At 39.9% G+C, this 22388-nt stretch carries 25 protein-coding genes and 2 pseudogenes; 14 read left to right on the forward strand and 13 right to left on the reverse strand.

Annotated features, from left to right (window positions below; genetic code table 11):
• Nucleotides 1-12 precede the first annotated feature (12 nt).
• Entirely contained in the window at nucleotides 13-294 is a 282-nt protein-coding gene (locus AC4CVD_RS08270) for a hypothetical protein (protein WP_010326725.1), read from the reverse strand.
• Between the two features lie 140 nt (nucleotides 295-434).
• On the opposite strand from AC4CVD_RS08270, the pseudogene AC4CVD_RS08275 reads away from it, so the two are divergent.
• The 6 genes and pseudogenes from AC4CVD_RS08275 to AC4CVD_RS08300 form a co-directional block, all read left to right on the forward strand.
• Nucleotides 435-956, forward strand: a pseudogene (locus AC4CVD_RS08275) (ClpB D2-like domain containing protein); the annotation flags it as partial.
• Between the two features lie 21 nt (nucleotides 957-977).
• Nucleotides 978-2108, forward strand: a pseudogene (gene tssA, locus AC4CVD_RS08280) (type VI secretion system protein TssA).
• 5 nt (nucleotides 2109-2113) lie between these two features.
• Nucleotides 2114-3478 carry a type VI secretion system baseplate subunit TssK gene (gene tssK, locus AC4CVD_RS08285; RefSeq protein WP_490752816.1) on the forward strand — a complete coding sequence of 455 codons (1365 nt, stop codon included), beginning with the start codon at nucleotides 2114-2116 and terminating at the stop codon, nucleotides 3476-3478.
• 11 nt (nucleotides 3479-3489) lie between these two features.
• On the forward strand, nucleotides 3490-4287 hold the full coding sequence (gene icmH / locus AC4CVD_RS08290) for a type IVB secretion system protein IcmH/DotU (protein ID WP_490752818.1): 798 nt from the start codon (nucleotides 3490-3492) through the stop codon (nucleotides 4285-4287).
• Between the two features lie 11 nt (nucleotides 4288-4298).
• Nucleotides 4299-4898: a hypothetical protein gene (locus AC4CVD_RS08295; protein ID WP_490752820.1), complete on the forward strand. Its 600-nt coding sequence runs from the start codon at nucleotides 4299-4301 to the stop codon at nucleotides 4896-4898.
• Entirely contained in the window at nucleotides 4895-5863 is a 969-nt protein-coding gene (locus tag AC4CVD_RS08300) for a M15 family metallopeptidase (protein WP_490752822.1), read from the forward strand. Before AC4CVD_RS08295 ends, AC4CVD_RS08300 begins: the two co-directional genes overlap by 4 nt.
• On the opposite strand, the gene AC4CVD_RS08305 is transcribed toward AC4CVD_RS08300, so the two are convergent.
• The 8 genes from AC4CVD_RS08305 to AC4CVD_RS08340 all read right to left on the reverse strand — a co-directional run bounded on the left by AC4CVD_RS08305 (nucleotide 5864) and on the right by AC4CVD_RS08340 (nucleotide 10966).
• A complete protein-coding gene (locus AC4CVD_RS08305) occupies nucleotides 5864-6637 on the reverse strand; it encodes an alpha/beta fold hydrolase (RefSeq protein ID WP_490752824.1) in 774 nt (257 codons plus the stop codon).
• A 214-nt stretch (nucleotides 6638-6851) separates the two neighbouring features.
• Nucleotides 6852-7721 carry an MBL fold metallo-hydrolase gene (locus tag AC4CVD_RS08310; protein ID WP_490752826.1) on the reverse strand — a complete coding sequence of 290 codons (870 nt, stop codon included), beginning with the start codon at nucleotides 7719-7721 and terminating at the stop codon, nucleotides 6852-6854.
• Nucleotides 7718-8140, reverse strand: a complete 423-nt coding sequence (locus AC4CVD_RS08315; protein WP_490752828.1) for a DUF6691 family protein — start codon at nucleotides 8138-8140, stop codon at nucleotides 7718-7720. Before AC4CVD_RS08315 ends, AC4CVD_RS08310 begins: the two co-directional genes overlap by 4 nt.
• Nucleotide 8141: 1 nt before the next feature.
• Nucleotides 8142-8558, reverse strand: coding sequence for a YeeE/YedE family protein (locus AC4CVD_RS08320; RefSeq protein WP_428853719.1), 417 nt, complete (start codon nucleotides 8556-8558; stop codon nucleotides 8142-8144).
• Between the two features lie 473 nt (nucleotides 8559-9031).
• Nucleotides 9032-9757: an ATPase gene (locus AC4CVD_RS08325; protein WP_490753504.1), complete on the reverse strand. Its 726-nt coding sequence runs from the start codon at nucleotides 9755-9757 to the stop codon at nucleotides 9032-9034.
• Between the two features lie 33 nt (nucleotides 9758-9790).
• Nucleotides 9791-10042: a hypothetical protein gene (locus AC4CVD_RS08330; RefSeq protein WP_005399418.1), complete on the reverse strand. Its 252-nt coding sequence runs from the start codon at nucleotides 10040-10042 to the stop codon at nucleotides 9791-9793.
• 135 nt (nucleotides 10043-10177) lie between these two features.
• Nucleotides 10178-10480: a hypothetical protein gene (locus AC4CVD_RS08335; protein ID WP_490752830.1), complete on the reverse strand. Its 303-nt coding sequence runs from the start codon at nucleotides 10478-10480 to the stop codon at nucleotides 10178-10180.
• Nucleotides 10481-10597: 117 nt separating this feature from the next.
• Nucleotides 10598-10966 (reverse strand): immunity protein Imm33 domain-containing protein, encoded by a 369-nt coding sequence (locus AC4CVD_RS08340; protein WP_004693046.1) that lies wholly within the window; start codon nucleotides 10964-10966, stop codon nucleotides 10598-10600.
• Between the two features lie 185 nt (nucleotides 10967-11151).
• Here AC4CVD_RS08340 and AC4CVD_RS08345 point away from each other — a divergent pair, with 185 nt between their 5' ends.
• The 5 genes from AC4CVD_RS08345 (at nucleotide 11152) to AC4CVD_RS08365 (ending at nucleotide 15305) form a co-directional block, all read left to right on the forward strand.
• A complete protein-coding gene (locus tag AC4CVD_RS08345) occupies nucleotides 11152-12096 on the forward strand; it encodes an ABC transporter permease (protein WP_262471249.1) in 945 nt (314 codons plus the stop codon).
• A complete protein-coding gene (locus tag AC4CVD_RS08350; protein ID WP_490752832.1) occupies nucleotides 12096-12992 on the forward strand; it encodes an ABC transporter ATP-binding protein in 897 nt (298 codons plus the stop codon). The genes AC4CVD_RS08345 and AC4CVD_RS08350 overlap by 1 nt, the downstream gene beginning before the upstream one ends.
• A 72-nt stretch (nucleotides 12993-13064) precedes the next feature.
• The gene (locus tag AC4CVD_RS08355; RefSeq protein WP_125273816.1) at nucleotides 13065-14075 is read left to right on the forward strand and encodes an isopenicillin N synthase family dioxygenase; all 1011 of its coding nucleotides are present in this window, start codon (nucleotides 13065-13067) and stop codon (nucleotides 14073-14075) included.
• On the forward strand, nucleotides 14072-14956 hold the full coding sequence (locus AC4CVD_RS08360; RefSeq protein ID WP_490752834.1) for a hypothetical protein: 885 nt from the start codon (nucleotides 14072-14074) through the stop codon (nucleotides 14954-14956). Before AC4CVD_RS08355 ends, AC4CVD_RS08360 begins: the two co-directional genes overlap by 4 nt.
• 19 nt (nucleotides 14957-14975) lie before the next feature.
• Nucleotides 14976-15305 (forward strand): DMT family transporter, encoded by a 330-nt coding sequence (locus tag AC4CVD_RS08365; protein ID WP_159128315.1) that lies wholly within the window; start codon nucleotides 14976-14978, stop codon nucleotides 15303-15305.
• Nucleotides 15306-15416: 111 nt separating this feature from the next.
• On the opposite strand, the gene AC4CVD_RS08370 is transcribed toward AC4CVD_RS08365, so the two are convergent.
• The 4 genes from AC4CVD_RS08370 to AC4CVD_RS08385 all read right to left on the reverse strand — a co-directional run bounded on the left by AC4CVD_RS08370 (nucleotide 15417) and on the right by AC4CVD_RS08385 (nucleotide 17909).
• Nucleotides 15417-16439 carry an ABC transporter substrate-binding protein gene (locus tag AC4CVD_RS08370; protein ID WP_201951482.1) on the reverse strand — a complete coding sequence of 341 codons (1023 nt, stop codon included), beginning with the start codon at nucleotides 16437-16439 and terminating at the stop codon, nucleotides 15417-15419.
• Nucleotides 16440-16514: 75 nt separating this feature from the next.
• Nucleotides 16515-16970, reverse strand: coding sequence for a CopG family ribbon-helix-helix protein (locus AC4CVD_RS08375; RefSeq protein WP_490450552.1), 456 nt, complete (start codon nucleotides 16968-16970; stop codon nucleotides 16515-16517).
• A 4-nt stretch (nucleotides 16971-16974) separates the two neighbouring features.
• Nucleotides 16975-17097, reverse strand: a complete 123-nt coding sequence (locus AC4CVD_RS08380; RefSeq protein WP_265102743.1) for a hypothetical protein — start codon at nucleotides 17095-17097, stop codon at nucleotides 16975-16977.
• Nucleotides 17098-17417: 320 nt separating this feature from the next.
• Nucleotides 17418-17909: a hypothetical protein gene (locus tag AC4CVD_RS08385; RefSeq protein ID WP_224469177.1), complete on the reverse strand. Its 492-nt coding sequence runs from the start codon at nucleotides 17907-17909 to the stop codon at nucleotides 17418-17420.
• Between the two features lie 329 nt (nucleotides 17910-18238).
• Between AC4CVD_RS08385 and AC4CVD_RS08390 the strand changes: the two genes are divergently transcribed.
• The 3 genes from AC4CVD_RS08390 to AC4CVD_RS08400 all read left to right on the forward strand — a co-directional run bounded on the left by AC4CVD_RS08390 (nucleotide 18239) and on the right by AC4CVD_RS08400 (nucleotide 22327).
• Entirely contained in the window at nucleotides 18239-19318 is a 1080-nt protein-coding gene (locus AC4CVD_RS08390; protein WP_490752836.1) for a zinc-binding metallopeptidase family protein, read from the forward strand.
• Nucleotides 19319-19451: 133 nt separating this feature from the next.
• Entirely contained in the window at nucleotides 19452-21392 is a 1941-nt protein-coding gene (locus AC4CVD_RS08395) for an esterase/lipase family protein (RefSeq protein WP_490752838.1), read from the forward strand.
• Between the two features lie 173 nt (nucleotides 21393-21565).
• Nucleotides 21566-22327, forward strand: a complete 762-nt coding sequence (locus tag AC4CVD_RS08400; RefSeq protein WP_490752839.1) for a 3-oxoacyl-ACP reductase — start codon at nucleotides 21566-21568, stop codon at nucleotides 22325-22327.
• The last annotated feature ends 61 nt before the right edge of the window (nucleotides 22328-22388 follow it).

The raw sequence follows: 22388 nt of genomic DNA on the forward strand, positions 1-22388 counted from the left end.
AAATGAAAGTTTTTAAAGTGAATTGAAGGGATTTGTATTCGGTTTGCTCGCCACTTCTGTTGATTGTACTTTCTCAACTTTTTTGGGTTTTGCCACCTGAGCCGTTGTTTTCTTTGTGGTTTGTTTGGTTGAACTCGCAGTCTTACGCGTGGTTTTCTTTGGTGCTTTGATCACCACAGCCTTTGCATCACTCGTATCTGGCGCAGGCAAAGAATTACGAACGAGATTAGACAGCTCTTTGGCAGGCGGATAGGTTAAATCTGTAGATAAATAGCGCATTTCTTCTTGACGCATATGGTTTAACGCCGTATTTGCAATCGAAACGCCAGCTAAAAACCGAGTATCTGTTAATGATGTATGATTAATATTTCGCGCATTTAACTCTTCAACCAGTTGAAGTGCTTTATAACTTTTCCCAAGTTCTTGATATCGACATTTTGACCTCGAATGTAGGTTCGAATGCCATTATGCAGGCGTGTTTGAATCAACCGATTGATACATGGCCAACCGCGGAAAGCTTAGCAGAGCAGTTAAAACCAAGTTTATATAAACAATTTAAACCTGCTTTTTTAGGGCGCATGCGTATCGTTCCCTATTTCCCACTGCATGATGATTTACTGATTCAAATTATCCATCATAAAATCAAGAAAATAACCTCTCGCCTTGAGAAGCAGTACCAAACCAAAGTTCAATATTCAGAGGAATTGGTAGAACTGTTATTAAGTCGCTGCACGGAAGTCGATAGCGGTGCACGAAATGTTGATCACATTTTGAATGCCAGTATATTGCCTGCTTTAGCCACAGAAATATTGATGGCTTTGGCAGTAGACAATTTGCCTAAAGTCATTCAGATTGATGTCAAAGATGATGAAATTACGTATGTTTTAGACCCTGTCGAAAAGACCACGGCTAAAAAGAAACGACATCCTGCTAAAAATAAAGCGAATCAAGTTTAATAGAATATAGAGTGTAAAATTATGAGCTTAGAAATCGAGCCTTTATTGTCTCCTATCTCAAGCGATCAACCATGTGGACAAGACTTGTCTTTTTCCAATGAATTCCACGCTATCAAAATTGCAAAAACTCAGGATGATCCACTACTCGATCAAGGCGACTGGGTCGCTGAACCTAAGCAAGCAGACTGGCATTTCGTTGAACAAAAATCTATCGAGCTTCTCACGGGAAAATCAAAAGATTTACGCTTAATGGGCTGGTTACTTGAAGCGTGGTCAAATTTATACGGATTCGAAGGCACCGCAAAAGCCTTAGAGCTTATGCATCGAACGCTAAATGAGTATTGGACACAACTTCATCCTGAAATTGAAGAAGAAGATTTAGATCAACGTCTAGGTTTATTGCAAGGTTCCATTAATCATTTGATTCCACTGATTAAACAAGTCGCTATCGTGAATGTTCCTGCATTTTCACTCAGCGATTATGAAGCCTTACTGAGACAAAAAAATCATTTGTTGAAACAAGTAGAAAGTTATACGGAGGATGCCAATAGCTCTCAAATTTTGGAACAGTTTGAGCAGAGCTTGTTCAACACATCAAAATCATTTCAATATCAGAACTATCAACATTTTTCGGCGATTCTGGCTGAATAGTCAATTTTGAAAAGTGTGTTAGATACCTTAATGGGCTTAGATGCACCAAGCTTTGCTGCGATTGATACTCAGCTTGAAAACATCCACACCAGTTTAAAAAAGCTCTACAAAACTGATGTTTTTACTCAGCCTATAATGGCGACACAAACGTCTGAGTCTTCTGCTGCCGCAACGATAACAACACAGGCACTTTCATTTACTCAGTACAAAGAACAAGAGATTGACATGAACACCGTCCATCCATCCAAAGGCTTTCAGGTTCAACCGCAAAATCACTTAGCAAACCGTGAACAAGCCATGCGGGTATTACAAGAAATTTCTGACTATTTTCAGGCCAATGAACCGCATAGTCCCGTAAGCTATATGTTACAGAAAACCATCAAGTGGAGTCAGATGCCACTACATGAATGGTTAAATCAAGTCATTAAAAACGAAAATCCACTGCATAACGTCCAAGAACTACTGGGCGTACAACATGCAAATGAATCAAACGATTGGTAATCTAAATGTTTAAAGCAGAAAAAATACTTTGGGGTGAAGGTCTATTTTTACGTCCTCAACATTTTCAATTACAAGATGCGTATCATGAACAACGTCTGAATCATACCATTCGTTCCACGATTCCATTTGCCTATGGCATTCAAAATATTCAATTTGATGAAGCCCAGTTACACACACATATCTTGGCACTCGAAAGTATTAGTATGATTTGGCAAGATGGTGAAATCTATCAAGCGCCGACACGTGATTTACTGCCAGAGCCAGTGTTATTAGATGAACTGAATTTACGTGGCGAAATCTTGGTTTATTTGGCTTTACCTATTGTACAAGCCAATAAGAAAAATGTGAGCGCTGAAAATAGTGCGCAGTTCGGTCGCTACCACTCTTATCTAACTTCAACCCACGATTTATTTACAGATGCTACTGCGGCAGATATCACCTTATTGCGCCGCCGTGCAGAGTTTCGCTTGTTAGAGGTCAACGCAGAACCGAATCAAGAGCTTGATGGCTTTTTGTATTTAGCTTTAGCAAAAATTAAACGTCAAAGCTCAGGCCAATTTGAATTTGATCGTCATTTTATTCCGCCTATCTTGCATATCGAATCTTCTGAAAATCTTATCTCGAGTTTGAAACGCAGCTTAAATGTCATCAAAGCGAAAATTAAGACCATTCAAAGCAATAATCGAGAAAATGAGCAAAAACTTATTGAGTTTCGCTCTGGCGACATTGTGTCATTTTGGTTGGTCAATGCACTCAACACAGCACACGCGACGTTGAATCATTTAATGCAATATCCGCATATCCATCCAGAGCGACTGTTTTTTGAATTATTACGCTTAACAGGCTCATTACTGACCTTTTCAACGGCTCATGAGGTTGATCATTTACCTCGCTATCAACACCATAATTTACAAGAAAGTTTTAGTCAGCTCGATGTCATTCTACGTGAGTTATTAGATACGATTATTTCAAACCGATATATCAGTATTCAATTGAAAGAAACGCGACCATCTTATTGGTTAGGCAGTTTAGAGTCAGATAAAATTACCCGAGATTCAAGACTTTACTTGGCTGTTTCTAGCAGTGTGATGCAAAGCCACGAACTAATTCAATTGGTTCCGTTACGATTTAAAGTCGGTAATACCGTAGATGTTGAACAACGCGTCATTGCAGCACTTCCTGCAGTTCCTTTGCATCATTTAATGCAGGTTCCAACCGCTATTCCAGTGCGATCTGGTGTGAGTTACTTTGAAATTGAACCAAATAATGACTTATACCAACGCATGTTGGATGCCGAGTCGATTTGTATTTATATTCCAGCGGGTTTCCAAGATATTGCTGTTGAATTGATTGCTGTGATGAATGGCTAAGGAAATGAATCATGAATAATGCCCCTTCACTTTTTGATGATGGACAAATTGGAGCTGGTTCAATTTCTCAGCCCATGACCGCCAAAGCCACTAGCACAACCAACTTGGTAGACTTACTCCATGACGGGTTTTATATTGTATTTTTATTGAAAAACAAATATATACCGAGTAGTTCGACTGAATTTCGCGAAAAAATCATTGCCCTACTCAACCGTTTTGAAAACCAAGCCCGAAAATTACAATTTTCATCCGATGACATTCAAGATGCTAAATATGCTTACTGTGCATTATTAGATGAAACCATTGTGACTCAGCAAGATGCAAAATTTTTCGAGCTCCAAAATAGTTGGTTAATCAGTCCCTTACAGCTTAGTTTATTTGGCTCACAACTTGCGGGTTATCGTTTTTTCGAAATTTTAGAAGAGTTACGCCATAAAGGAAATAGTCGATTAGCCGCACTTGAAGTTTATCATTACTGCATGCTTCTGGGTTTTCATGGTAGATATCGTATTGAATCTATAGAAAATTTAAACCATTTGGTGGCACGTGTGGGCGATGAAATTGATTATTTGAAAGGGAAAAAGGCGGCCTTTTCCCCTTTTGCATCGCTCCCAGATCAAATTAAACACATGATTCACCGTGAGCTTCCTTTTTACTGGATTTTACTTTTTCTAATCGTATTCGCGCTCTTATCCTTTGCGGGCTTACGCTATATGTTATCAAATCAAAGTACGAATTCTTTGGCCACATATGAAAATGTCATTTCTACGCCAACAGAACAGGCACATATTACTATTCATTTACCCTAAGAACTAACTCCATGGCTCATGAAAAACGGACTTCAGTCAAAATTTTGACGTCTACAAAAAAGAAAAATATTTCACCTATGCTCTATGCATTTGGTGGTTTTTTGAGTGGTGTCTTATTAATGGCTACTCTTGGTTTTACTTACTTTTTTACACAACAAAAAAATGATTCAATACAGGTTAGTCAAAGTTCTAGCGTCGATGTCACTGAACCCTCAGTCGATAATGAAGCCCCGACGCGGGAACCCGAAGCTATTTTTGAAGCGACTAAAGTCATCCCTTCTAAAAGTGTTCAACCTTCAAATGTAACTGAGCCGCCTTCTGATTTTCCTCAACCCAAAGAAGATGAATTAAGCAAAGCATTTCTTCGTCCAGCTGAAACAGTTTCTGCACCATCGATGAAGAGTGCTAGTCCGCAGCCCTTACCAAAAGAAAATAAGAAACAAAACTCGTCAGCGCAAAGTTCGGCCGCACCGAAAGATAAAGATCACAACAAAGTAGCCAAAGCAGAACAGGCAGTGGAAAAATCCGAAGAATCTCCCACAGGGAGTGTACAAACCAAGATTACAACTCGTACTGTCGAAGCTCCCATGCCAACCACTATCAGACTATGATTTATGCTCTTTTTTCGATCTTTCTAATCCTTGCACTAGGGCTAAGTTTGGCACTGTCCTATGAACTTAGAGCAAAATTAGCTGGTTTTTTTGTGGGATTAATTCCTCAAGGAAAACAAAGATTTCAAACCGCTCGTCATTTTGCACAGCATATAAATCATGCTGCTGCACCCGAGCAATTGCAATCGCATTGGCATATTCAACAGTGGTGGATATTGGTTGCAGGTCTATTTTTATTTGCTAGCATCTTAATGTTTGCTTTTACCAGACCCGTCACGCCCACTAAAATCGAAGCCGATTATTTAAGACAATCGGATCCACAAATTTATGCCCTACTTGATGGACAAATTTTGTCCCCACCACCAGAGATCGAAGAATCCTTAGTTGCTGCGGCCATAGTTGAAGCAAGTCTGCTTGAGCAAGCGGATTTTAATAATAATTCTATTCAAGCCAGCGCTTCGAGTTACGATCCGAGTATTCAGGATGTACATTCAAATCATTCACATGACAATTTAGCAACGGCTGATCGTAAGTGGCATAAAATGAACCCACGCTATAAACAACGTCTACTGATGGTATTTAAAATAATGCGTGAGCAGCATGGATATGAACTGGTTTTACTGGAAGGTTATCGTAGCCCACAGCGTCAGAATTCTTTAGCCAGCAATAAAAATACGACTTTGGCGCGTGGTTATCAGAGTTACCACCAATTTGGATTGGCGGCAGATGTCGCATTTAAGCGGGATGGAAAAGTCGTTATTTCTGAACGAGATCCATGGGCGATGCGTGGCTATCAGCTCTATGGTGAAGTTGCAGAATCTGTAGGTTTAACTTGGGGCGGGCGTTGGAAGTCGATCCAAGACTATGGCCATACTGAATATCGAATGCCGAATTTAAAGAAAACTGCGGAAATGGCTGAAAAGCTGACCTCTGAAGGACAACTTTCAGCTGCGAATTTGAGTTAATCAGGTTGAAGGCTGACTCAAATATTGAGTAATGATTTGCAGAACTTGCTCAGTTTTCTCTGCATGTAACCAGTGTCCTGCATCTGCAACTGTTTGAATTTGGGCTTGAGAAAACTGCGATTGGATAGCCGCTATATATTCTGGCTTTTCTACATATGCTGAGTTTCCACCACGTATAAATAGTGCAGGCTTATGCCATGTCTCTATATTTTCCCATGACAGAATTTGGGTATAGTTCTCATAAAGTGCGTCTACATTAAACAACCACTTCCCTTTGCTAAAAGATTTCAGAAGAAACTGAATCACCATTTCTTCTTTGAGATATTCACGCATGATTTCTATAGCTTGCTGACGTGTTTCAATATCTGCTTTTTGTACCGCAAAGAGCGCTTTAAAAATCTGCTCATGATGATTTTCTTTATAAGCAATAGGCGTAATATCCAATACCACCAGTTGATCTAGTCGATCTGCTGCGAGCTCTGTCACTTTCATCACCAGCTTTCCACCCATAGAATGCCCGATCAAAGAAAAGTGCTCGATATTGAGTTCATCTAAAGTTTCAATTAGATCAGCTGCCATTACTTCATAATTCATCACATTTGAATGTGTAGATAACCCATGATTACGTACATCTACCTGTAATACATGGTGGCTTGAATAATACTCCCGAGCCAACATCCCTAAATTACTTAAACTGCCAAATAAACCGTGAACAAAGACCAATGTTTTTGCACGCGGCTGCTCATTTTGATGAAATTGATGATTTAGGATCATATGAAACTTACTTTATTTGATTCCTATAGATATTGAATTTTTAATGGAAATAAATCAAATGACTTTTTATATTAAGTTCAATTTTGCTTAGGCTATTTTAGGTGAGATATTTGCTTAGGCTAAATTTAAAAGCATGATGTGCATGTCTGTTTAATATCAGATTTTAAGCAAGTGAAAAGATGCCGAATGCTTTAAGTCTTGCTACTTTTCTGTTTTAAAAATAATTCAGCGGAATTTTTAAGTAAGAAATACCATTGTCTTCTGGTTGAGGGAACTTGCCTGCAAACATATTGATTTGAATTGCAGGTAATATCAATTTTGGCATACTTAACGTTGCATCACGGCGGTTTCGCATCTCGACAAAATCGGCCCTTTCCGTTGTAGTATTGATATGAATGTTTTTATGCTTTTGCGAATAAACCGATGTCTCATATTGGTATTGATCACGACTTTCGGGTAAGTAGTCATGGCATAAGAACATCCGCGTTTGATCTGGCAATGTGTACAAAGTCTTCACTGAGTCAAATAAAGCCGCCGCACTCCCCTTGGGAAAATCACAACGTGCCGTCCCATAGTCAGGCATAAACAACGTGTCCCCCACGAAAACAGCATCACCAATGACATAACTGAGACACGCAGGTGTATGCCCTGGTGTCGGAATATTATATGCTTTTATGTTGCCTATCAAAAAAGTCTCGTGATCTGCAAAAAGGTAATCAAATGACTGCTTGGCATTTAAACTCTTAATATCTAAGTGATAAATCTCACCAAAAGTTTGTTGTACGGTCTCAATCTTATGACTAATTGCAATTTTTCCACCTAGTTTTTGCTTTAAATACTGTGCAGCACTTAGATGATCTGCATGAACATGTGTTTCTAAAATCCAGTCTACGCTTAGGCTATTTTCTTGAATATAAGTAATGATTAAATCGGCCTGCTCTGTTTTGGTCGTTGCCGATGCTGCATTATAGTCCAACACACTATCAATCACGGCGCAGCGCTGAGTTTCTGGATCGCTCACTACATAACTAAACGTATTGGTCTGTGTATCAAAAAATGCTTTTACTTGAGCAATTTGCATCATGGCATTTTCTCCATTACTTTACGATGTAGCAGTACACCAACGAACATCGCAATTATAAAATAGATCGCTTGATAATAGCCCAGTCCAATCAAAGTAAAGCTCGGCGCAGGACAAATTCCCGCAATTCCCCAGCCTATACCAAATAGCAGACTTCCGAAGATCAGTTTTCTGTCGATTTTCGTATTTTTAGGAAGCTGTATAACTTCACCATAAACCGTTTTTGAATCTGGCTGACGTACAGCTTTTTGAAAAGGAATAAATGCAACCGCAATTGCACCCATCATCACAAAAGCTAAACTGGCATCCCAGTGCCCAAAAATATCTAAAAAGCCAATCACCTTCGCAGGATTCGACATTCCTGAAAGCATGAGCCCAATTGAAAATAATCCACCCCAAATGAATGCCCAAACATTTTTCATTTTAGATTGCTCCAAGCATATGACGGACAACATACACAGTAATAAAGCCTGCGAACATAAAACTCATTGTAGCGATGATTGAACGTTTGGATAAACGACTGATACCACAAATACCATGCCCGCTGGTACATCCAGAACCTAATCGCGTTCCAAAGCCTACCAACACACCCGCAATAATTAACATGAAAGGTGTCGCTTCCATATGAATATTAGGCTGAAAAAAAGCTGCGTATATAAACGGAACAACGAACAAGCCCAATAAAAACCATAGTGCAGATGTATTTATAATCCCTTTTAAGCTTACAACTTGAGAGACCAGACCACTGATTCCTGCAATTCGTCCATTGGTATATAAATATCCAACGGCGGAGATGCCGAGTAATATTCCACCTATAAAAGACCACGCAAAATCATGCATTGGCAATCGCTCTAAAACAATATATGTTTTTATAATATATTAAATTAAAAAATAATCAAGCGTCCTTTGTATCTACCGATGCTATGCACGTCTATGACCACTGTTTACGAGCCCTTGCATCTAGGTTTAGATATTTGAATGGGCACTACCTGTTCGTTTTCGAAGCTCTTAGTCTTTTAGATAACACATTAAAGTATTTCTTTTACATAGTTATTCTTCACAATCATGCAAAAAGCTTGAATATATCCCCGATGGATTTTGTATTCAGCCCTTTTTTAGATTAGATATACTTAACTTATCTCGTTTTATTTCATTATAGTTTTTATTTAAAGATACTGAATAGTGTTATGGGGACATCTCTACATCATGAGTATTATTATAGGTTTATAAAACACATCCACGACTTTTGAATATGTTTTTATGCAGGTAGACACATGAAAAATGATGAAATAATCGGCTTTTTTCTGAGCAGTTTATTGGAATTCTGATAGTACGCGTTCTGCAAACCATCTTGGGAGCTTAGACACGGCGGCATTCATTTTTAAGGTTTCAGCTGCTTCTATTTCTGCAAGAAAAGACGCTTGAATACCGTCAGAAGAGTTATCAAACAAGTAGGCGCGATCGCAGCACTCTATGGCTTGCATGAGCAGATCCATACTACGGTAATAACGTTCAATAATTTTCTGCTCAGGAACAGGATGGCCGCCCACACTGACCCGATACTTGACCCGAGCAATATTAATTTGTGGATCGACTGTTGAGACATAATATAGATAGGTTTTATAACCCTGACGTTTCGCTTCTCGGAGAAACTCAACTTTAGAGATATGTGACATTACCGTCTCAAAAGTAAAACTGACTTTTAAGCGCAGAAACTCAAGCCGAATATAATCAATAATGCGTGCACAGAGATAAGAATCGACTTCATTGGTTTTAAACTCGATCTTCCATTCATCTAGTACCATCGGCTCATGCGTAAGTAAGGCCACGAACTGTCCCGCTTTAGGACGCTTCTTACTTTTTAAAAAAGTGACCAACTCTAAAGCTTTTAAGGAAGGATGATAATGCAATAAATCAAGGCGTTGACTCTGTCTTAAGTTTTGTTCCAGTTCATCTGCATTTAAATATGCCCCAATATGTTGGGGCAAAAGATAATCTTTAACAGTGCTTTTACCAGAACCATTCGGCCCCGCAAACATTCTTATTCTAGGTTGTCGAGGTGGCATATCAATCTATACGGTTGCGTGTTTCTTTTTACGTGTCAGTGTCGGTAAAACGCCTACATCGACATAAGCACTGCTTAAGTCTTGTAAAACAGTTTCATTGCCATGAATATCGCGTTCAACCAACTGTTCAGCTTTTGCATAAACCACAGACGAACGAGTGGTTGCTTTTTGAAAAGCATCATGAAAAGCATGAATGGCAAGTTTAGGAATCATATCATCCTCATATTTGCCTACTTTAATGTCGGTATAAGCTGCCATACACCAACTCCTACTCAAACGATGGTTGATTTTTATTTATCTTAACACAATCGAGGACATTGTCTATTTCTACAGCATCCTGAAACAATAAATTAGATCTTAAGGCCTACTCTAAATCCGTACTGTCTTATTGGGTTACTTTACTTTTACTCGTTTCGTATCTTCAACTTTTAAAGCTTTCGTAGTTGGACAGAAGGCACTTTCATTCATCCCGGCATCGGTCAGGCTTTTTTCTTGCTGATCAAGATAACGGTTGGCCACCATCAACATCACTGAAGCGGTACTTAATTCAATATTGGCCTTGGATAGCGCTGCAATTTGATGATATGCATCCATACGCTGACAAAATGCAGTTTTCATTTCTGTTGCTGTCGCTGGATTATCTTTTGCATCTAAAACGGTTTTGGTTGAATTCACAGTTGCTGTATATTCTGCCATCTTCTGATCATACTGCGCCTGAGTTAGCTTCGTTGTTTCTGCATAACTCAGGGCTGATAGAAACGATGATAAAAATAACGAAAGACTAAGCAACGTCCATGTCTGTTTTTTCATGTATTAAGACTCATCGCCTTCTTTCCAAACGTCTTCATAGTCATCACCATCAATCATAAAACGATAACCTTCACTTAAAGCCAAGTATGGAAGTACATCAGGCAAGATATCTTGTAACTCACGTACAGTCATGGTTGTAAAAAAGTCTTGGCCTTCACCCAATTCACCACCATAGATAAACCAAGCGACATTCTCTTCAGTTTCTGGTTTTTTACGTAAACCAACAATGGGTTCTTGATTCAAAGTATGCACAGCAACAGCAACGACATCATCACCTTTTACTTCAACATAAGCCGAGTCAAATTCTTCACACAGTAGTTTTTGTTCTGCAATCAATTCATTCAATGCAGATTGTTGTGACTTTTGTGCCATGCGATGCAGCCCCTTTTGAGCGTCAATCTATCGATAGCGCATTTTAAAACATATTTAGGTCAAAGGCTGTTTTTATTTAAACAATTAGTACACAGGTGAACACTCAATATCCCTACAAATGTGGCATTCATTTTGCTTGACAGTATTACGTTTTATAAAAAAAGTAATATCGAGGCTAAGCAACTATGGGTTATGTCGCGCGAGAACTCAGTCCTCAAAGCAAAATATTGCTGGGCTTTGGATCATTTCTAATACCAATCCTCATTTGGTGTGCTGTGAGTTATTTACCATTTATTTGGCATCCTCAGGTACAAATCACCAACTCTGGCAGTGTCTCTTTTTTACAAGTCGGTAGCCGTGTAGACAAAAGCGTGTTCTATGCAGAAACACAAAATGCCGTCAATGCAGGCACTGAACCGCCGCAAGGTAATTTGGTCAATCCTATTTATTTACCAGCACCCCACCAAGTTGCGACAGCCTTAGTGACGGCATTTACGACACCACCCACTCAAGCCGATGCACCATGGTTTCATCAAAGTCTTTGGCACAGTATCAAGATTGTATTTAGTGCTTTCTTTATTGCATCACTCGTTGGTATTCCATTGGGGATTTTATGTGGTTTTTCCAACAAAATTTCCCAGCTCACTGAACCCTTTGTTGAGTTCTTTCGCTACTTACCTGCGCCTGCCTTTGGTGCACTGGCTGTTGCAATATTAGGCATTAATGATGCACCAAAAATTGCCATCATCGTGATTGGGACGCTGTTTCAGCAAATTCTGATTATTGCCAATACTACGCGTATGGTGGACCGCGGGCTGATTGAAGCGGGTTATACCCTAGGGACGAATAAAGTAAAAAGTCTGTTTCACGTGGTCATTCCAGCGGCGTTACCCGATATTTACCGTGATTTACGTGTTTTGCTGGGCTGGGCTTGGACCTACTTGATTGTCTCTGAGTTGATTGGCACCACCACAGGGATCACTTGGTTTATTACCCAGCAAGCACGCTACCAGAACTTTGACAATGTCTATGCTGCGATTTTAATTATTGGGGTGATTGGCTTGGTCTGTGATGTGATTTTAATGAAACTCGGACAACATCTGTTTAAATGGAAAGCGGGAGCAAAATAATGATAACTACAGATATAAGAACGCCAGAATTCAATGCTCGTCAGTATTTTGATCACATTTATCAACGTCCTGTCATTTTAGAGGCCAAACAACTTAGTCAAGTTTTTCAGCATGGTAAAAACTCACGCACGATTTTAAATCAGCTCAATTTGAAAATTCATAAGCGAGAGTTTATTTGTGTGATTGGCCCGTCTGGTTGCGGAAAATCGACCTTTAGTCGTGTTGTTGCGGGTCTAGACCCATATAGCAGTGGTGAATTGCTAGTAGACGGACAGCCCATTTTAGGCCCTAGTCCAGAGCGAGGCATGGTGTTTCAAGGCTATACCTTATTTCCTTGGAAATCGGTTAAAGAAAATGTGATGTTTGGTCCACTGATGAAAGGTGCAAGTCATGCCTCAGCCGAAGCGGCTGCACGAGAGTGGATCAATATTATTGGCTTAGAGAAGTATGAAAACCAATATCCACATCAACTGTCTGGCGGGATGAAGCAACGTGTTGCGATTGCTCGTGCTTTAGTCAATGAACCGAAAATTTTACTGATGGATGAACCTTTCGGTGCGCTTGACCCGCATACCCGTCAGAAAATGCAAAAACACCTGATGGACTTATGGCAAAACATTGATATCACTATCATTTTTGTAACCCATGATATGGATGAGGCTATTTTACTGGCTGATCGTATCGTAGCGCTGAAAGCCAATCCTGGGGAAATTAAAGAAATTATTGAAGTAGATTTACCCCGTCCACGAAACACTGAACTGATGTCCAGCCCTGCTTTTAAGCAACTTCGAGAACGGGTCGATTTCTTAGTACATGCACAAGAAGAAGAACTCGATCCAGCACTGGAAGATTTACCCAAAATTCCACGTATGACCCAAGTTAGTACGCATAAATAACTCATTGATCTAGCCTGAGGGACGACCCTTAGGTTTTATGCACTGTTGGACGGCCAACGCGAGGATTTTACCATGCAAGATAAATATGTCCTTCCATTGGTGGATATCAGCCTTTTAAATAGCCCAAATCTAGATGACCATATGCAAGTTGCTCAAGCGCTTGATCAGGCCTGTAAAGAAGTTGGCTTTCTCTACCTTAGAGGTGATCAATTTCAACCTGCATTATTTGCACAGTTATGTGACATCGCGAAGCACTATTTTGCCCAAGATGACGCACTCAAAATGCAAAACTATATTGGAAAATCGGTGAATCATAGTGGCTATGTGCCTATAGGTGAGGAACAGTTTTCGAGTAACAGCTACGATTTAAAAGAATCTTATGATGTGAATTATGACTATCAAGGGTCTGCATTAAATTATCCCTTACTTGGCCCAACGCAATGGCCAGATGATCCCGCATTTAAACGCCATGTCTCACAGTACTATCAGCACTTAAAAGCGATTGGTCATCAACTATTTCGCTGTTTTGCGCTGGCTTTAGAGCAAAAAGAAGACTTTTTTGATGTGCATATTCAACATGCACCCAGCCAGTTACGCCTCATTCACTATCCATATAACCCTCAAGCGACAGATGCAGAAGGCATCGGGGCACATACCGACTATGAGTGCTTTACTTTATTACTACCCACAGCGCCCGGTTTACAAGTCCTCACTAAACAAGGCGAATGGATTGATATTCCTCTACTTGAAAATACTTTGGTGATGAACATAGGTGACATGATGGAAATATTGTCCAATGGTAAATATTTAGCCACCAAGCATCGGGTTAAAAAAGTCCAACAAGAACGCTATTCCTTCCCTTTATTTTTTTCTTGTGACTATGACTATGTCATCCAACCGATTAATACAAATGAGCCACCTAAATATGCGCCACTGGCAGGTGGAGAACATTTGTTTAATCAAACGGCTCAAACCTTTCATTATTTAAAACAGCGTGTAGCCAGTGGTGAGTTGGCCTTAAAGAATGCCGTTCCACTTTATTCTTTTGGTCTGACTGAGTCAAACATGGAGTACACACCATGAATTTATTTGAAACTTTAAGTCAACTAAAACCCATCACAGCTGCTTCAGGTAGTGTGCCAACCTATTTAATGGGCGCATTTCGACGTAAAAGTATTAGCTTTTACAATGGCCTGACCGATGAAAATACGATTGTGTATTGGTTTCAGTCCAAGAGTTTCACCATTGACCTACGTCTTAAATCAGTAATAGATACACCTATCGTAGAGCGTCAAGCATGGGTCGGTTATACGCATTGGGATGCACAAAATGCATCACTGTCATGGGAGCTAAGTAGTAATTATCAGAACCATACCCAGTGGCCTGAGCCAGCAACTCTACATACTATTGGCAATTGTATTTTGGAGTTTTCACCCAGTAATGCCTATGTTGAAGACTGGCGTCAACAAGCCAGTACGGGTTTATTTTTAGGACTACACTTAGTCAAAGCTGTACATGTTGCCACGCAACAAGAAATTTCGCTCGATGGCGGTCTCATCATGTGCGGTGAGCATATGGCATATGCACAGTCACGTTTACCCCATATTCAACAGAATGTAGACGCATTAGGGGTTCTTTCTTATGTGGAGCAAAGTCCTTCTGACTTAAATCAAATTGAAAGCTATGAAGTATCAGTTTCAACTCAGGATCAACTCATTCAATATTCAAGCTGCACCCAAATGACTCAACAACAACTCATTCTAGATGGTTTTGAAGTCGTTGATACTAAAACCCTTATACAGCGTAAATTGATCGGTGGCGAAGCATATCAGCTGGTGTTCGTCGTGGATGTGTATGAACCTGAATACACTTTCCACAATGTAACATCTACCACGGCGGACAGTCAGCATTGGCTGAAACAAGAACAACATCACCTCATGCATCATGCAACGGTGGTCACTTAGAAGGGAGCTTTAATAAGCTATGGCTTTTCTCTATTTATTGATTGCCGTGATTGCAGAAGTCCTCGCGACTTCTGCATTAAAAGCGACCAATGGTTTCACTGCACCTTTACCTATTGTTTTAACTATTATTGGTTATGCAATTGCGCTCTTTTTCTTAGGTCTAACGTTTAAATCCATCCCTATGGGGCTAGCTTACGCACTGTGGTCAGGTGCAGGCATTATCCTGATCTCTACAGTCGGTTGGATTTACTTTAAACAGCAGCTCGACTTTGCGGCGGTTGTTGGTTTAAGTTTTATGATTATCGGCATCGTGATTATTCATGTGTTTTCTAAAAGTACACATTTATAAATACATGCCTTAAAATCTAATCTGTATTTAACATTAGATCTTTCTTTGCTTTTTAAACACACTCACACAAAAAAGCCCAAGTTAACTTGGGCTTTTAGTTTCTACGAAGTCCTATTTTAACTCTTCAATCAAAGCTGGGTAAATTGCACCATCAACATCCATTTCTGTTTTATAAATGCCATTTTCAACGTTGAATTTGTTTACGTGGTAGCTTGAGCCATAAATCGAGTCAAAACCTGAACCTTTCTTAAAGACGGTTTTATTGGCTGCCAAATCGAGTAAATGCGTCCCGCCAATAAATTGTTCATATTGTTTCGGATCGACTCCAACACGGTTAGACATAATTTTCACGGCATCTTCATGTGTTGCAGGGTCATTAATATATTTGACTGTTTTATCCCACACTTGAATCATCTTTTTCCAATCTTCTTTATTGGCAGAAAGATGGCTCATATTCACAGTCAGAGTGTCATAAATTAAACCAGGCTTATCTTTAGAACTATAAATAATTTTAGACCCTGCAACAGACTTCAACGCTTGATTGGCTACAGGTTGCCAGACCGCAATTGCAGCAATATCTGGACTTGCAAAAACTTGTGGAAGCTCATTGGTCATAGAATTGACCAATTTAATATCACTGGTCTTAATTTTTGCATCTGTCAGTGCTGTACTTAGCAATAGATGGTCAACCAAGCCTTTTTCAGTAGCAATACTTTTGCCTTTTAAATCAGCAATGCTGTTAATTCCATCTTTTGCGATAATCACGTCATTACCTGCGGAATAGTCTGTCGCCATAATCATGACACCTTGAGTGCCCCCAGAGGCTGTGACTAGATTATCTCCATTGGTCACCAGTACTGCATCTAGCTGATTGGCTGCAAAAGCAGAAAGCGATGATGAATAATCAAACCATTTAAATTCAACATTCAGCCCCGCTTCTTTGAGCCAACCTTTTTCAATTGCCACCTGCCATGCAACAAAACCCGGCCAATCACTATAGCCAATCGTGATGGTTTTGGTGCCTGTGCTCTCAGATGCACTGTTTTTTGTTTCAGGAATTTTGGCGGTGTTATCACAACCCGCCAATAAAATAGTCGAAACAATAGAGACTGACAAAAACGCTTTTTTAATCATGATGAAATTTTCCCGATGCTGTAAATGTTTAAACTTGCTATGTATGGAGTGAGTCATTGAGGACGGTGAACATGGTCATGATTTCAACGCGCTCTGTTTTTCATTTTGTGGAATCGGCGGCATCACTGCATCCATCAGCTCCAAATGCCCTTTGATCACACCTTTCAAAGCAATCAATTGCTGGCTTAATGCTTTTAACTCTGTAGTTAAGCCCTGCAAAATCATCACTTCTAGAATTTTTTGCTCATCTAACTGAATATGCAGTGAGCTGACCACTTGCTCTAAAAACTGTTGCTGTAAGTCCAGCAATTGGACTCTAAGTGGCGTAACACTGGCGTTATAGAGCAAGGTAAACGTCCCCACCATCACGGCGTTACGTTGCTCCTGATCCGCAATCAAATGTTTATTGATCATGTCGACAATCGCTTGAGAACGGCTTTCATAGTGCTGATCAACAATTTTCTGATCCAATGCATCGACAGTTAATTCAGGCACAGTGATGCTGATCCGTGCCAATTTATGTTTCGGCACGTGCTTATCCTTTTTTGGATGGGTCTTGCTTGATATAAGTGCCCGCTCTAGCGCTTAAGATAGCAACCACGAACTGTTTAAATACGGTGAAGAATGCATTTAAGTCATCTTTGAATTGTTTAGACATTTGCTGCTCCTTTCGGTATTACCAAAAAAGGTTTTTGTAATACCTAGAGCTAAGCAGAATACATGCCAATTTTTTTGATTAGACTGACAGCAATAGCGCATTAAAAAGTTTATTTTTTGTGCAAAAAATATTTATATTTTTAAAATTGATACATCAAAGTGCATTTCGGGCTATTCAGCTTGACTTTTCATCCGTCAAAGGCCCAATGTTTACGTCCCTATAGGCAAAACACCTTATGGACATGAGATCTTATGTCCTCACAACTTTTAGTTTTCTCTCACTTATACGCAAAAAAAAATCGCCAGATGGCGATTTTTCTTTTATTGATAAACTTTTTGGAACTCACCCAAAATTGGAGCTGAGACGCCATCTTTATACACATATCGAGAGATAATACCTTGATCTGTATAAATATTCATTTTGATCGAATTTGTACCTTTTAAGCTACTCATCAAATTTACAGGCGCTAAAATATAATTGGTCGAACGGTTTGTGCCTAACACATGATCATGCTCGGTTGGCCCAGTGACAGCAAAAGTTTGGCTTTTTTGTCCATTGGTAAACACGACCTTTTGAATGTCGTATTTATTGTAAGTACTACTCAAATGCATTTTTAACTTAAGCAACTCTTTGTTCGATTCATTCCAGCTCACAGTAACCACTGGACAAAGCTCATTCTGCGCACAAATGAGTAAACCTGTGGTACCCACATTTTGACGACTTGGGTCTGTAGAGGTTGTCGCACAACCTGAAAGCAACATCGCCCCCAAACTCATGAGTAGCCATTTTTTTGGCGATACGTTCGTTATCATTATATTTACTCCCAGAAACTTAAAAGGCTTTGAAATTCTAAAATGAAGCTTTGATTTTTCCCAGTCCCTATTTTTGACGAATCTGCACCTAAATCAAGCTTTTTCGTTCATTCAGGATATAAATTTTAAAATTTATATCTCTTTATACAAATATGAAAGAAAAGAACCTGCTGAAAAGCTCGCTACTAACCAAGCACATGTATTCTTTCTAATATGCTCTCAATGAATACTTAACTTTGCAAGCCTATCAAAACAGATGACAGAACATGACGAAGGGAATCAACATCCTTTATACTGGTTCTAAAAGCTCACCAAAGACATAGCCGCCGATGAAATTCTTTAGTTGCGCATCCTGTCAAAACCAAGTCTTTTTTGCCAACTCACAATGTGTGAGCTGCCAAACTACACTCGGTTATATTGCATCAGAAAAAGATATGGGAAGCTTTGAACAACACAGCCCTGTTCTTTGGTTAGCGCTAAATGAAAAATACCAGACGAAGCGCTATAAGCCTTGTTATAACTATCAGCATCATCAAGTCTGTAATTGGGTTATTCCCGCAGAGAGCAACGACATCTACTGTGAGTCTTGTGTACTCACATATACCATTCCTACTCTCGACAACCCTGATCATATCGTCTATTGGTCACGGCTCGAACATGCTAAACGGCGTTTTCTGTATTTAATGCAACGCCTGAATATTATGCCAAGGCCCAAATATAACGATGATGATCGCTACGGACTCCGTTTTAATTTTCTCATGCCTGAACCAGAGCACCCTGTGCTGACAGGACATGCTAATGGCGTCATTACACTCAATGCCAGTGAAGCAGATGTCATCTATAGGGAAACGACCCGTATTAAAATGGGTGAAAACTACCGTACGCTTTTGGGGCATTTCCGTCATGAAAGTGGTCATTATTATTTTGACCTCATTAAATCGCTACATCCTGAGCTGGTCGACGAGTTCCGTCAGTATTTTGGAGATGAGCGTCAAGATTATAACGCAGCACTACAACGCCACTATGAAGATGGCGCACCGCAAAACTGGGACAAGTTTTATGTCAGCTCTTATGCCAGCACACATCCTTGGGAAGACTGGGCAGAAACATGGGCACACTATTTACACATGATGGACACATTGGAAACCGCTTACTATGCAGGATTAATTGTGCGCAATAATCGAAAAGATACCCATGACTTAACCTTTTACGAAAATCCAATCGGCGCTCAAGATTTTGATGTACTACTCAAACAGTGGATGACACTGACTTTTAACTTAAATGCGTTAAATCGCAGTATGGGTTTAGAAGATGCTTATCCATTTACGCTCTCAGGACCAGTCCTCGATAAATTACGATTTATACATAAACATGTTTTGGGTAAAGCCTTTGCTCGCCAAATTGCTTGAGCTGAATATAAGTGTTCTTAAGTTATGTCTAGGGACACAAAAGATCGGACCGAATTTGGATGTAACTCGTTAGAAATTATCTTAAAATGAAAGACATCTTTAGCCTATATAGATAACGTCCGTGCTAAAAACTATGCTTTTAACGAGACATCATGCTTTCACGCGACCAATCATTTTAGGGCTAACGATTGTTTTATTGCCGGCCTGCCAGTTGGTCAAAGTCAAAGAAAATAACATCCATCAAGCTATTCGTAGCAAGTCTGAAAATATCTTAACCCACGACCAATTGAGTGCGGAAACCACCAGCTTACTCAAATTACTCAGCCTGACGCCACAGCAATGCAGCGCTGAATTTGAAACATGTTTGAAGCGCTTAAACACACAAACAGATATTGCTGCAGATGAACGCTATGCTGCTTTAAGTGAACTGTATTTGGCCCAAGCTTTAGAGCTCTCAAAACAACGCAACTGTACCCACGCAAAGCCACATAGTGAAAATAATCACTGCTTAGAACAGAGCCTTAATGCCTTCGACCAAAGTTTACGCTATAGCTATGTGTATTTATTTAAAATGCAAGAAAGCCCAAGTACCCGTGTTTTTGATCAAAGACAAATGCATGTCCGCACTTTTTACAATGTCGCATTGTCACGTTTAATTACCACGGCGTACCGTACGCAGCCTTTTCATCAAGTTCCCGGGCAACTCAACGTCCAACAACGTCAATATATTGTGAACTTAGAACACTATCCTGAACTGAAAAGTAAAACCATTGACCGAGTTCAATCCAGTTATAACTTAAATTTTTCAGGTTTTTATCAAGTCAACCGTCAAGATGGTCCGGGCGCAGAGTTTGCGGTTGTGGCTGAAGCGGATCCTATTCATAAAAATGATTTTATCCTTGACACGATATCTTTTTATCAAAATCAAACCAATCCCAATATCCATCCTGCACGCTATTTGTCCGTAACCGCAGCAGCGCAACCTTTAAACCCTGAAAGCAGCATTGAAGATGTGCTTAATGGCAAAGCCATTTTTGAGATTGAGCTATTTAATCCTTATACGCAAAAGTATGTAGACATACATCAACAAAAATATATCCTCACGGCGAATTATTCTGTGCCTTTTGCTTATTGGCTGGCAGAAAATAAACTGGGCTCTACAGGCTACTTAACCTTGCTCGATAAAACTGAGCACTTGCGTATGCCACATGTCTATATGCTTGAACCCTACCAACCGAATAAAAAAGTGATTGTACTTATTCATGGTCTCGCCAGCAGCCCTGAAACTTGGGTCAATCTGACCAATAACATTTTGGGGGATAAAGTTTTACGAGAAAACTTTCAGGTATGGCAGGTGTTTTATTCAACCAATATGCCAATTGTTGAAAGCCGCTATCAGATTCATGCACTACTTAAACAAGCCTTTGCACAAGTTCAACCCAACTCTCGCTCGGCCAGTGACGCCGTGCTGATTGGACACAGTATGGGCGGCGTTATTAGTCGCTTACTGATTAGTGAGCACGATATTTCTGAGCAAGTGATTCCACTATTAAACTATGAGCAATACACTCGATTACAACAATACCCCGTAATCAAAGAACGTTTTCAATTTCATTCTGATTTACCCATTGGACGTGCAATTTTTATTGCTACACCTCACCGTGGTAGTGAACTGTCTGACCGCTGGTACATGGAATTGGTGAAGAAAATGGTGAAGTTGCCGATTACTTTCTTTAACCAAGTGGATATACAACTCAATGGTAGCTCTAGCACCAAAGGCATGGTGCAATCTGGCCCTGACGACTTAAGTCCAAAGTCACGCTTTATGGTCTTGACCAGTAACATCATGCCTGTATCCACAGTTCCTTATCATTCTATTATTGGCAATCACCGTCAGACCAATGACATACATGACATGAGCGATGGTATTGTGCCCTATTCAAGTTCACATTTAGAACAAGCAGTCTCTGAAAAAATTATTAAAGGCAACCACTCGGTGCATGAGGAAGCAGAAACATTATTAGAATTGCGTCGTATTTTGAGGCTACACCTTGAGCAAACTCAGGCCCAATAATCATTAATGCTAAAACTGTTCTACTGCTAGGCGACTTTTATCCAAATACTCTAATCCAGCTAAATGAGCATCGAAAACCTGAAAAGTAGCAGTTGTAAAACCTAAGGTACGGAAAGGTTTTGATATACTTGCTTTATCTAAAAAATACATACATTTATCTACTCGGAAATATCATGCACATTAAAAATCAAGTTGTACTGGTCACAGGTGGCGCACGCGGTTTAGGTCTTGCGATTACACACGCCTTAATCAATGAGGGTGCTCGTGTAGTCGTGAACTATTTGAACAGCCACGTTGCAGCTCAAGCCTTAATCCAGCAGTATCCAAAGCAGGTTTTCACCTACCAAGCTGATGTTACAGACAGTGCACAAGTCAAAAACATGTTTGATGCAAGCTTTCAGCATTTTGGACAGCATATCAATGCCGTGATTAATAATGCGCTCATTCAGTTCGAGTTTAATGGTGAGGTCCGCCCAAAAGTTCATGAGCTACGCTGGGAAACTATGCAACAACAATTTGAAGGTGCAGTTAAAGCCGCTTTGAATACAACCCAAGCAGCGCTTGAAGGTATGAAACAAAACCAGTTTGGGCGCATTGTAAACATCGGAACCAATCTGGTGCAGAACCCTGTGGTGCCTTATCATGACTACACCACGGCGAAGGCTGCACTGTTGGCATTTACCCGTACCTCAGCGCATGAACTTGGTCAATACGGCATTAATATCAATATGCTCTCTGGCGGTTTACTACAAACCATCGATGCCAGCAAAAGCACGCCCAATGAAGTTTTTGATTTCATCGCGAGTGCAACACCACTGCGTCGTGTAGTTACACCTGAGGAATTTGCTTCAGCCATTTTAATGTTCTTATCGCCATATTCTTGTGCTGTGACAGGTCAAAACTTGATTGTAGATGGTGGTTTAGTCAAAGGCTAATTGGCTTTAATCCCTGAGCACTAAATAAGCATGATTAAACAATTCCATTTTTAAAATTCTC

This window comes from Acinetobacter sp. LipI_23, assembly GCF_058243045.1.

Bases quoted from the DNA above. Each gene is read 5' to 3' on its own strand.
- AC4CVD_RS08270 (WP_010326725.1), bottom strand. From the start codon at position 294: ATGCGTCAAGAAGAAATGCGCTATTTATCTACAGATTTAACCTATCCG.
- tssK (WP_490752816.1), top strand. From the start codon at position 2,114: ATGTTTAAAGCAGAAAAAATACTTTGGGGTGAAGGTCTATTTTTACGT.
- icmH (WP_490752818.1), top strand. From the start codon at position 3,490: ATGAATAATGCCCCTTCACTTTTTGATGATGGACAAATTGGAGCTGGT.
- AC4CVD_RS08295 (WP_490752820.1), top strand. From the start codon at position 4,299: ATGGCTCATGAAAAACGGACTTCAGTCAAAATTTTGACGTCTACAAAA.
- AC4CVD_RS08300 (WP_490752822.1), top strand. From the start codon at position 4,895: ATGATTTATGCTCTTTTTTCGATCTTTCTAATCCTTGCACTAGGGCTA.
- AC4CVD_RS08305 (WP_490752824.1), bottom strand. From the start codon at position 6,637: ATGATCCTAAATCATCAATTTCATCAAAATGAGCAGCCGCGTGCAAAA.
- AC4CVD_RS08310 (WP_490752826.1), bottom strand. From the start codon at position 7,721: ATGATGCAAATTGCTCAAGTAAAAGCATTTTTTGATACACAGACCAAT.
- AC4CVD_RS08315 (WP_490752828.1), bottom strand. From the start codon at position 8,140: ATGAAAAATGTTTGGGCATTCATTTGGGGTGGATTATTTTCAATTGGG.
- AC4CVD_RS08320 (WP_428853719.1), bottom strand. From the start codon at position 8,558: ATGCATGATTTTGCGTGGTCTTTTATAGGTGGAATATTACTCGGCATC.
- AC4CVD_RS08325 (WP_490753504.1), bottom strand. From the start codon at position 9,757: ATGTTTGCGGGGCCGAATGGTTCTGGTAAAAGCACTGTTAAAGATTAT.
- AC4CVD_RS08330 (WP_005399418.1), bottom strand. From the start codon at position 10,042: ATGGCAGCTTATACCGACATTAAAGTAGGCAAATATGAGGATGATATG.
- AC4CVD_RS08335 (WP_490752830.1), bottom strand. From the start codon at position 10,480: ATGGCAGAATATACAGCAACTGTGAATTCAACCAAAACCGTTTTAGAT.
- AC4CVD_RS08340 (WP_004693046.1), bottom strand. From the start codon at position 10,966: ATGGCACAAAAGTCACAACAATCTGCATTGAATGAATTGATTGCAGAA.
- AC4CVD_RS08345 (WP_262471249.1), top strand. From the start codon at position 11,152: ATGGGTTATGTCGCGCGAGAACTCAGTCCTCAAAGCAAAATATTGCTG.
- AC4CVD_RS08350 (WP_490752832.1), top strand. From the start codon at position 12,096: ATGATAACTACAGATATAAGAACGCCAGAATTCAATGCTCGTCAGTAT.
- AC4CVD_RS08355 (WP_125273816.1), top strand. From the start codon at position 13,065: ATGCAAGATAAATATGTCCTTCCATTGGTGGATATCAGCCTTTTAAAT.
- AC4CVD_RS08360 (WP_490752834.1), top strand. From the start codon at position 14,072: ATGAATTTATTTGAAACTTTAAGTCAACTAAAACCCATCACAGCTGCT.
- AC4CVD_RS08365 (WP_159128315.1), top strand. From the start codon at position 14,976: ATGGCTTTTCTCTATTTATTGATTGCCGTGATTGCAGAAGTCCTCGCG.
- AC4CVD_RS08370 (WP_201951482.1), bottom strand. From the start codon at position 16,439: ATGATTAAAAAAGCGTTTTTGTCAGTCTCTATTGTTTCGACTATTTTA.
- AC4CVD_RS08380 (WP_265102743.1), bottom strand. From the start codon at position 17,097: ATGTCTAAACAATTCAAAGATGACTTAAATGCATTCTTCACCGTATTT.
- AC4CVD_RS08385 (WP_224469177.1), bottom strand. From the start codon at position 17,909: ATGATAACGAACGTATCGCCAAAAAAATGGCTACTCATGAGTTTGGGG.
- AC4CVD_RS08390 (WP_490752836.1), top strand. From the start codon at position 18,239: ATGAAATTCTTTAGTTGCGCATCCTGTCAAAACCAAGTCTTTTTTGCC.
- AC4CVD_RS08395 (WP_490752838.1), top strand. From the start codon at position 19,452: ATGCTTTTAACGAGACATCATGCTTTCACGCGACCAATCATTTTAGGG.
- AC4CVD_RS08400 (WP_490752839.1), top strand. From the start codon at position 21,566: ATGCACATTAAAAATCAAGTTGTACTGGTCACAGGTGGCGCACGCGGT.